Source organism: Methylobacterium sp. J-078 (assembly GCF_022829285.1).
GTDB lineage: Bacteria > Pseudomonadota > Alphaproteobacteria > Rhizobiales > Beijerinckiaceae > Methylobacterium.
The window spans coordinates 1-9,004 of the sequence record NZ_JAKSYI010000106.1; the positions used below are offsets into that span (position 1 = coordinate 1).

At 70.4% G+C, this 9,004-nt stretch carries 9 protein-coding genes and 1 pseudogene; 5 read left to right on the forward strand and 5 right to left on the reverse strand.

The window, feature by feature from the left end; translation table 11 throughout:
• The 3 genes and pseudogenes from MKK58_RS16245 to MKK58_RS16255 all read left to right on the forward strand — a co-directional run.
• Positions 1-141, forward strand: a pseudogene (locus MKK58_RS16245) (HlyD family type I secretion periplasmic adaptor subunit); the annotation flags it as partial.
• 572 nt (positions 142-713) lie between these two features.
• Entirely contained in the window at positions 714-935 is a 222-nt protein-coding gene (locus tag MKK58_RS16250; RefSeq protein ID WP_243913026.1) for a DUF6894 family protein, read from the forward strand.
• Positions 936-1,070: 135 nt separating this feature from the next.
• The gene (locus MKK58_RS16255) at positions 1,071-1,337 is read left to right on the forward strand and encodes a hypothetical protein (protein WP_243913027.1); all 267 of its coding nucleotides are present in this window, start codon (positions 1,071-1,073) and stop codon (positions 1,335-1,337) included.
• A gap of 112 nt (positions 1,338-1,449) precedes the next feature.
• On the opposite strand, the gene MKK58_RS16260 is transcribed toward MKK58_RS16255, so the two are convergent.
• The 5 genes from MKK58_RS16260 to MKK58_RS16280 form a co-directional block, all read right to left on the reverse strand.
• On the reverse strand, positions 1,450-2,454 hold the full coding sequence (locus tag MKK58_RS16260) for an SDR family oxidoreductase (RefSeq protein ID WP_243913028.1): 1,005 nt from the start codon (positions 2,452-2,454) through the stop codon (positions 1,450-1,452).
• 113 nt (positions 2,455-2,567) lie between these two features.
• Positions 2,568-3,851, reverse strand: coding sequence for a cation:proton antiporter (locus MKK58_RS16265; protein WP_243913029.1), 1,284 nt, complete (start codon positions 3,849-3,851; stop codon positions 2,568-2,570).
• A 120-nt stretch (positions 3,852-3,971) separates the two neighbouring features.
• Positions 3,972-4,244 (reverse strand): hypothetical protein, encoded by a 273-nt coding sequence (locus MKK58_RS16270; RefSeq protein WP_243913030.1) that lies wholly within the window; start codon positions 4,242-4,244, stop codon positions 3,972-3,974.
• Positions 4,245-4,338: 94 nt separating this feature from the next.
• Positions 4,339-4,692, reverse strand: coding sequence for a hypothetical protein (locus MKK58_RS16275; protein ID WP_243913031.1), 354 nt, complete (start codon positions 4,690-4,692; stop codon positions 4,339-4,341).
• Positions 4,693-4,894: 202 nt separating this feature from the next.
• The gene (locus tag MKK58_RS16280; RefSeq protein WP_243913032.1) at positions 4,895-6,007 is read right to left on the reverse strand and encodes an FAD-binding domain-containing protein; all 1,113 of its coding nucleotides are present in this window, start codon (positions 6,005-6,007) and stop codon (positions 4,895-4,897) included.
• A gap of 180 nt (positions 6,008-6,187) precedes the next feature.
• Between MKK58_RS16280 and MKK58_RS16285 the strand changes: the two genes are divergently transcribed.
• Together MKK58_RS16285 and MKK58_RS16290 are read left to right on the forward strand one after the other, a co-directional pair.
• Positions 6,188-7,387, forward strand: a complete 1,200-nt coding sequence (locus tag MKK58_RS16285; RefSeq protein WP_243913033.1) for an FAD-dependent monooxygenase — start codon at positions 6,188-6,190, stop codon at positions 7,385-7,387.
• A gap of 164 nt (positions 7,388-7,551) precedes the next feature.
• On the forward strand, positions 7,552-9,004 hold a 1,453-nt coding region (locus tag MKK58_RS16290; RefSeq protein WP_243913034.1), incomplete at its 3' end, for an MHYT domain-containing protein.

The following is a 9,004-nucleotide window of genomic DNA, read 5'->3' on the forward strand; positions in this document are numbered from 1 at the left end:
CAGCGCCAGCGCCTCGGCCCCGCCCGCCTCGTGCCCGGCATGCCGGTCGAAAGCTTCATGCAGCTCGGCGACCGATCCGTGCTGAGCTACCTCGTCAAACCCCTCTCCGATCAGATCGCAAAGGCCTGGCGGGAGCGGTGACGGGCCTGGGCCCCAGGCCGTGGAGTCGGGTCACGGCCCGGTGAGCAGGTCGTCACCCGTTTGCGATCCGAAGATTCCATCGGCTGTCGAGGCAGCGCGAGCGCGCCTCATCGCCCACCGTCATTCTCGACATCCGATCTTCAAACTGTCGTTCAGCTTTCTAATCATAGATCGAATGTGAATTCGCAGGCTCAAGATACGCTCGGGGAGGGGCTCCGTTCCCCCAACGGCTCGGTGTTCCTCGAACCCCACCATTGGTTAATCACCTCCCCCAATCGCCTACGCTGCGCCGCAAAAAAAGTAACCAAGACTATCGCGCGGAGTGAGTCGAGGCCTTATTGTAGACGATTCAGGATTTTCAGTAATCGGCCGACGCGTCCTTCCGACGGAGGCTCCGACACCATCCTAACCAAGGGGCGAATCTTTCCGCGGACTGAACCCTCGGGGACATCCTTCAGCGAGGTTTGGCACGACCCTTGGCGTAGTTCGTTTGTCTGGCAACGCGTTGCACTGTGGGGGAATCGAGCTATTCACACGTGCCTGATTCTCGCCGCCCGCAGAGCGATTCGCCCATGCAATTTCATTTCGATCTCACCGATGGCCGCAACACGATGTCCGACGCGGAGGGCGTCGATGCCGCGGATCTTTCGGAAGCCATCGAGCAGGCCGGCATCGTGATCGAGGAATTGCGCAGCGGCGGAGAACTGATGGATGTGGACGGCGCGTGGGAGCTCGTGATCAAGGATTCCGGCGGGAACGAGTTGCATCGCATCCCGATCCTGTCGGAGGAATGAAAATACCGCCGTCGTCGGTCAGCCTTTCGGCATCGGCTTCGCTCCGGTTTCCGGCTCAGGTCCCCTGCTGAACCTTCGGTTGCATCCCATCCGTACGGCCAGATCGATATTCGAGACGCAGGACAAGGGGATCGGATGACGATGGAGCCCGACGACGATCTCCTGCGGTTCCTCGATCGTGATGGGGCGGAGGCGGTGTTCCGGGAACGCCGTGCCGGGGCGAACGACGAACGGCCGGCGACGCGAGACGCGTCCTCCGCGCAATCGCCCGCGATTTCGCTGATGATCACGCAGCGTCAAAGGGTTCGACTTCGTGACCTCGGATTCTCGGAAAACGCGATCCGGTCGATGACCCCAGCCGAGGCGCACGAGCGCCTTCGGCGCGACGGGCCCACAGGCTGACCGTTCCGGCGATGGGCCGGCGAATGCTTCACGGGCGCACTCAACCCGTGTCTCCGCCGCGCATCGTGGACCGGACCGATCCAGAACTTCGAGTCCGCCAAGGCCGTGAGCATCAGAGCGGGCGTCGAGCGCGCCGCGCGAGGACCAGGGCTCCCGTGGCCGCGAGGCCCGTGGCGATCGCCAGGGTCGTCAGCGGATGCAGCGTGGCGCGGGTGTAGGCGCTCGTGCGCATGACGTAGACAGGCGGGTCGCCGCGCTCGGCGCCGGCCTGCGTCGGGGTGTGCAAGGCGCCGGTGGGATTGCGGGGCGGCTCGCCACGCTTCTGGAGGGCGATGATGGCAGGGGCCAGTTCGTCGTAGGCACCGGGCACGAACGCCTTGCCCATCACGAACATCTTGCCGCCGCCGCCCACGAAGATGTCCCGCTGCGGATGCACCGCGGCGTGCAGGATGGCGTTGGCGACCTCCGCCGGGGGATAGATCGGCGGCGGCAGCGTCGGCTCGCGATCCATGTAGTTGCGCGCCCGGTTCGGCAGCGGCGTGTCGACCGAGGCCGGCTTGACGAGGGTGACCGAGACCGGCGCACCCTCGGCGATCAACTCCATGCGGAGGGTGTCGGTGAACCCCTTCACGGCGTGCTTCGAGGTGGCGTAGAGGCCCTGGAACGGGAAGGCGAGGTCGGAGGCGACGCTGCCGACGTTGATGAGCGCCCCGCCGTGCCGGCGCAGGTGCTCGACCGCGAGCAGCGATCCGTTGACCGTGCCCCAGAGGTTGGTCTGGATCAGGCGCTCGTGGTCCGCATACGCGATCTCGCGCAAGGGACCGTAGACGGTCAGGCCCGCGACGTTGACCCAGGTGTCGAAGCCGCCGAAGCGCGCCCGTGCCTCATCGGCGATTGCCTGCACGTCCGCACGCTGGCCGACATCCGCCGTCACCGCGACGGCCTGGCCGCCCTCGGCCTCGATCTCGCCGACGATGCGGGCGAGCACGTCGGTGCTGCGTGCCGCCAGCACCACCCGGGCGCCCCGCCGCGCGGCCATGCGCGCGGTCGCCAGCCCGATCCCGCTGGAGGCGCCGGTGATGACGATGACCTGATCCCGCAGGGGCTTGTGCTTCATGGGTTCGACTCCTCGGCGAACCGAGCATTGCCGGTCCGTGACGATGACCCGTTCGGGGCGCTCCGTGTTCTGGCCTGCGGCGATGCGCGCCGCGATCTAAGGGGGCCTTCCGCTCACGGGCGCGGAACGGCGAGCTTCAGGTCGAGCTGGGCGCTCTGCGTGTCGCGTCCCATGCGCCGGTCGAGGGCACGCAGGACCGGCGTGACCGTGACGCCGTGCCCGAGGATGGAGAGCAGCACGGTGAGGCCGGCCGTGGCCCAGATCAGGTCCGTCCGCTCGAAGGTGGCGTGCCCCATGGCGAAGGCGAGGTAGTAGACCGTGCCCAGCCCGCGTATGCCGAAGATGCTGACGACGGCGCGATCCGCCAGCGAGCGGCCGCTGCCGAGAAGGCCGATCCAGCAGCTCAGGGGACGCACCACGAGGAGGCCGATCAACGCGAAGGCCACGGCCGGCCAGGTCAGGGCATGCAGCAGGCCTCCGCCGACCAGGACGGCTCCGAACCCCACCAGCAGCACCATCATCAGGAGGCGTTCGAGTTCCTCGGCGTAGTCGTGCATCTTGCGGTGATAGGCGTGGCCGCGGCTGGACGAGCGCAGCCCGAGGGCCGCCGCGAAGACGCCGACGAAGCCGTAGGCGTCCACGGCCTGGACGCAGCCATAGGCGATGCAGGTGACTCCGAGGGCCACGAAGCCGTCGCCGGTGCGGGAGAGCTTCGAGACGTTGGGCAGGTGGAAGGTCAGCCAGCCGAGCGCCCGTCCGACCGTTGCGCCCAGCACGGCGCCGACGACCACCTTCCAGAGAACGTCGACCGAGAGCCAATGCGACCAGGACAGGCCGGTCAGGCTGCCGGTCCCGGCCAGCGCGACGGCGAGGTTCACGAACGGAAATGCGAGCCCGTCGTTGAGGCCGGCCTCGGAGGTCAGGGCGAAGCGCGGCTCGTCCTCGTGATCCTCGGCCGGATGGCCGACCTGAACGTCGGAGGCGAGCACCGGATCGGTCGGGGCCAGGGACGAGGCGAGCAGCAGGGCGGCCGCGAGGCCGAGGCCGAGCAGGGCCGAGCCGAGCGCGGTGAGGGCCAGGATTGTGAGCGGCATGCCGATGCCGAGGAGGCGCCAGGTCACCGACCAGGTCCTGAGGCCGATCAGCCGGTCGATCTTCAGGCCCGCGCCCATCAGGGAGATGACGACGACCGCCTCGCTCGCATGCTCGATCAGGGTGAGGTGCGAGGCCGGATGGGGCGTGAGGTCGGCGATGGCCGGAAGGAGGGACAATGCCGCGCCGATGCCGACGCAGCAGATGGGCAGGGACAGGGGCAGCGCCCGAAGCACCATCGGCAGCCATGCCGTCAGAAGCACCAGGACACCGAACCCGGCGACGACGAGGACATAGATTTCCATTGATGGGTCAACGATCCCGTGAACAGGCGTGTTCCGCGTGGCCGTGTCTCCGCGACATCGGAACCCGCAACGCTGCTCCGGTGCCGACCGGCGTCGGCGTTCCCGCCGACCGTCCTGAAATCAGGAGAGAAGACGCCCGGGATGCGTCTGGATCGCCGTCACCTCGTCGCCGTCCCAGAGGATGCCGTATCCCGCCTCGCAGGCGGCCTCCGAGGCGACGGCCTTCCAGTCGCTGAACGGCCGATCGGCGGCCCGGGCGAAGGCAAGGTCGCAGATCCGGGTGACGCTGCCGACCGAGGTGCCTCCGCGCCGCGCCCAGTGTCGATGCAGGGGTGCGAGGGCGGCATCGTAGAGCCTCGCCTGCTCGTGGAAAGCGACGAGGTCCAGTCGCATGTCTTCGATTTCGGCCGGACCGATCATCGTCTCGGGGCTCCACACCAGGGGATAGGGCCGGGGACGCGCTCCCGACGCGGCGTGCGGGGACGGGCTACGGCAGGGCGCCGATCATGCCTTTGGCCTCGCTCATCGTGTTCTCGCAGGCGCGCTGGTCGCCGCGCCGGTCCTCGTCGGAAGCCCGGATGATGAGGGTCCGGGCGACGGCGACGTGGTCGGCGGTCGAGACCATGGCGAGATCGCTCGGTGCATCGGGGCGGGGAGCCTGGAGGCCGCGGAGCGAACCCGTGCGCAGGGTGTGGCCGTCCGTCAGGCCGGTCACCTGGACAGCACCCGGGCTGTCGAGGCGGCGCTCGATGGTGCCGATCTGCTCGGCACACGAGGAGGCCAGGGCGGGGAGCGGGAGAAGCGCGGCGGCGAGGCCGGCGAACAGGGGCATGGGGCGCATCGGGGCGACTTCCGGTGAGACGGCAGCATCGCGGCTTCGCCCGGCGAGCGAATGAACCCGATGCCGTCCCTCACGCGGCGATGCGAGGGTAGCAATCGGACAACGGCCTGAGCGTGCTTATGTTGCGTTGCAAAAAACGCCGGTCCGCCCGGCGTTTCCGGCCGGACCGGAGAGCGGACCGGATCGGTCTGCACGCCGGGGGTCAGCGACCGAGGAGGGCCGGGATGACGGAGCGCAGGCGGGAATAGCCGCGCGTGGATCGCGGCCAGGCGGCCTCGTCCCAGGCCCGGCGCACGCGCCGGCATCCCTCCGGCAGGGCGGCCGCCGAGGGGCCGACGGGCGCCCAGGCCGTCACCACCGGCCGATCGCCCGCCCAGCCAGCCTCGACCGGGGCGGCCGGACACTTGAAATGGGCAGCGGCCCGGGTCAGGGCGTCCGCCATCGCCTCCGTATCGGCGGATCTGACCCGATCGGACGCTCGGTCCGCGTGAGCGATCAGGCCGCCGATGCGCACGACCGTCGCAGCGCCGAGCGGCAGGCTCTCCGGGTTCAGGTCGTCGAGGTGCAGGAGCAGCGCGACCTCGCCCGACGGCGGAGCATCGGCGGGCGGCAGCGGGACCTCGCGCGGCGGCATCGGCTCGTCGAGGGCATCCGGGTATTCGTCGAGCCCGGCGGGGTCGAAGCGCCCCTCCGTGTACCGGCGGATGTTCTCGGCCCGTGCGACGTAGTGCTTGCCGCGGGTGTGGAGGCCCGCCACCCAGCGCCACGACAGGGTGTTGCTCGCCGGATCGCCGTCGAGGAGGTGACGCATGAAGAAGTCGGCCCCGAGCGCCCAGGGCAGCCGCAGGGTGAAGATCCAGATCGAGGCGAACCACATCCGGGCGTGGTTGTGGAGCCAACCCGTCTCCACGAGCTCTCGCGCCCAATCGTCGAAGCCGTCGATGCCCGACCGGCCTTGCACCGCCGCCTCGTAGGTCCGGCGCAAGCCGGGCTCCGCGAGCAGGCGCGCGTGGTCCGCCTCGGCAGACGCGAGGGCGTCCGTCCAGGCGGCGGGGTGAGTCTCCAGATGGCCCTTGAAGTAGGCCCGCCAGAGCACCTCCGACACGAACTTCTCCGCGCCTCCGTCGCCGAACGCGCTCTCTGCGGCGGCCACCACCTCCGCTTCGGTGACGAGGCGGCGGCGCAGGTAGGGCGAGAGCGCCGAGGTGGTCGCAGCGCGAGCCGGCCCCCGGTCTGTGTTGCGCTCGGCGGCGTAGGCCGCGCCGGCATCGGCGAGGAACGCGGAAAGGCGGTCGAGCCCAGCGGCGCGGGTCATGGGAAAGCTGCGATCCATCGACCCGACCTAGGGTCGCGGGCGGGGATCGAAGATGCGACCCAATCGCATCCGCTCCGCGAAATCGCGGCGCGGGCCTTGGTGGGAACCTCGGTTTCGGGCCGGAATTCCGAGTACGGCGGACGCCGGGCGCGCATCTCCGCCAGCCAAGGGTGAAACTGCATGTCCCGTCGCATCCTGATCACCGGCGCCAGTGTCGCCGGCAACACGGCGGCCTGGTGGCTCGGCCGGCACGGCTTCGACGTCACCGTGGTCGAGCGGAATCCCGAGTTCCGGGACGGCGGGCAGAACGTCGATGTGCGCGGAGCCGGGCGCGAAGTGCTGCGGCGCATGGGCCTGGAGCGCGCGGCCCTCGACCACGGCACCGGCGAGGAGGGCACCGCCTGGGTCGACGCGGCGGGCTGGGCGGTCGCCCGCTTCGTCGTGGACCCGAGTCTCGGCGACGGCCCCACGGCGGAGATGGAGATTCTGAGGGGCGATCTCGCGCGGCTCCTCTACGAGCCCGCCCGGGAGCGGGCGACCTTCCGCTTCGGCGACACGGTGACCGAAATCGCGGACGGGGCCGACGCGGTCCGGGTGACGTTCGCGGGCGGCGCGGTCGAGGCCTACGACGCCGTCATCATCGCGGAGGGAGTGGGTTCGCGGACGCGCAAGCGGGTGTTTCCGGGTGAGAACGACCCGCGCTGGATGGGATTGACCATCGCGTACTTCACCATCCCGCGGACCGCCGACGACGATCGGATGTGGCGCTGGTACAACGCGCCGGGCGGGCGCAGCATCTCCCTGCGGCCCGACAACCACGGCACCACCCGGGCGATGCTGGCCCTGCGTCAGCCTCCCGGAGCCGAGCAGGACTGGGACGCCGCCCGCCAGAAGGCGTTCCTGCGGGAGCGCTTCGCGGATGCGGGCTGGCAGGCCGCGCGGGTGCTTGCCGGGATGGAGCAGACGGAGGATTTCTACTTCGATGTCCTCCGGCAGGTGCGGCTGAAGCCCTGGTCTCGGGGGCGGGTGGCGCTCACCGGCGACGCGGCCTGGTGCGCGACGCCGCTCGCGGGCATCGGCACGACCCTGGCCGTCACCGGCGCCTACGTGCTGGCGAGCGAACTGGCGCGCGGCGCCGACGTGCCGGCCGCCTTCGCCGCCTACGAGCGCGCGATGCGGCCGATGGTGGAGAGCGGACAGGGCGTGCCCGGGATCGCCCCCAAGATCATGAATCCCCGCAGCCGCCTCGGCATCCGTCTCCTGCACGGCGGGCTCCGGTTCGCGAGCCGTCCCGCCATCCGCAGGCTGGCCTCAAAGCTCGCCAGTGGGCGCGCGCCGGAACCCGATCTCGCTCCCTACGCGACGCTCCTTCGCGCCTGAGACCGGCGCGGGGATTCCCCCGGATCAATCCGTTCGGGCGCCGCACGGCTTCGTGAGATCGAAGGGCGCGCGCGAATGGTCTACAGACGACGGACGTCGCCTCCCGACCGGCCCCGTCGCTCAGGTCGACCGGAAGGGGCGGACCGCCACAGCACGGGCATTCCATGGTTCATACCGGCTACGACCCCGCTCTCGTCGCGCTCTCGATCGCCGTCGCGGTCTTCGCCTCCTACACGGCCCTCGACCTCGGCGCGCGCGTCCGCGGTGCGGCCGCCGGCCTGCGCTGGGTCTGGGTCGGCGCCGCGGCGATCGCGATGGGGGGCGGGATCTGGGCGATGCACTTCGTCGGCATGCTCGCCTTCGAGATGGGGGCACCCGCCGCCTACGATCTCGGCATCACGGCCCTGTCCCTCCTCGTCGCCGTCACCGCCACCGCGGCGGCCTTCGGCTGGGTGGCGATCCGAGCTGCCTCGCCCCGGTCGCTCCTCGTCGCCGGTCCGCTGATGGGCCTCGGCGTCGCGGCCATGCACTATGTCGGAATGGCGGCGATGCGGGTGCCGGGGAACATGGCCTACGATCCGGCGCTCGTCGCTGCCTCCGTCGCCATCGCGGTCCTGGCCGCCACCGCCGCCCTGTGGCTGGCCTTCCGCCGCAACCGGCTCTGGCAGAAGCTGGTCGCGGCCTGCATCATGGGGCTGGCGGTTGCCGGCATGCACTACACCGGCATGGCGGCGGCGCGCTTCACCCTCGCGGAGGAGGGCGCCCACGCGGCGCACGGGATGGTCCCGGCGGCGGGCCCCCAGAACCTCGCCCTGGCGGTGGCGGGCGTGACCTTCGTCATCCTGTTCCTCGCGATGATGGTGGGCTCCCTCGACCAGGGTCGGGTGCAGCGGCGCCTGCACGTCAGCGAGGCTCGCTTCCGTTCCGCCGTCCGGGCCGTCGACGGCGTCATGTGGAACACCAACGCGGCGGGCGAACTCGTGGACGAGCAGCCCGGCTGGGAACAGATCACCGGCCAGACCTACGCGGAGTATCGCGGCGGCGGCTGGACCCGCGCCCTTCACCCGGACGACGCGGAGAATGCCCGCCTCGTCTGGGAATCGGCGGTCCGGACCGGCACGCCCTACGTCGTCGACCAGCGCGTGCGCCACCCGGACGGCGACTGGCGCCACTACGCCGTCCGCGCCGTGCCGGTGCACGATTCCGACGGGGCGATCCGCGAATGGGTCGGCGTGCATGTCGACGTCACCCAGCGTCACGCCTACGAGGCGGCCCTGCGGGAGGCCCGCGACGCCGCCGAGGAGGCGAGCCGGGCCAAGAGCCGCTTCCTCGCCAACATGAGCCACGAGCTGCGCACCCCGCTCTCGGCGGTCATCGGCTACGCCGAGATGCTGGAGGAGGAGGCAGAGGATCTCGGGCAGGACACGTTCCTGGCCGATCTCGGCAAGATCCGGGTGAACGCCCAGCACCTGCTCGGCCTGATCAACGATGTCCTCGACCTCTCGAAGGTCGAGGCCGAGAAGATGGACGTGTACGCCGAGGACTTCGCCGTCGAAGGCTTCGCGCGCGACGCCGCCGCCACCGTCGAGGCCCTGGTCGCCAAGAAGGGCAACCGCC

What these genes read in the sequence shown, in the direction of transcription:
- MKK58_RS16265 (WP_243913029.1), bottom strand. Translation starts at nt 3,851, where the DNA reads ATGGAAATCTATGTCCTCGTCGTCGCCGGGTTCGGTGTCCTGGTGCTT.
- MKK58_RS16280 (WP_243913032.1), bottom strand. Translation starts at nt 6,007, where the DNA reads ATGACCCGCGCCGCTGGGCTCGACCGCCTTTCCGCGTTCCTCGCCGAT.
- MKK58_RS16255 (WP_243913027.1), top strand. Translation starts at nt 1,071, where the DNA reads ATGACGATGGAGCCCGACGACGATCTCCTGCGGTTCCTCGATCGTGAT.
- MKK58_RS16250 (WP_243913026.1), top strand. Translation starts at nt 714, where the DNA reads ATGCAATTTCATTTCGATCTCACCGATGGCCGCAACACGATGTCCGAC.
- MKK58_RS16270 (WP_243913030.1), bottom strand. Translation starts at nt 4,244, where the DNA reads ATGCGACTGGACCTCGTCGCTTTCCACGAGCAGGCGAGGCTCTACGAT.
- MKK58_RS16285 (WP_243913033.1), top strand. Translation starts at nt 6,188, where the DNA reads ATGTCCCGTCGCATCCTGATCACCGGCGCCAGTGTCGCCGGCAACACG.
- MKK58_RS16260 (WP_243913028.1), bottom strand. Translation starts at nt 2,454, where the DNA reads ATGAAGCACAAGCCCCTGCGGGATCAGGTCATCGTCATCACCGGCGCC.
- MKK58_RS16275 (WP_243913031.1), bottom strand. Translation starts at nt 4,692, where the DNA reads ATGCGCCCCATGCCCCTGTTCGCCGGCCTCGCCGCCGCGCTTCTCCCG.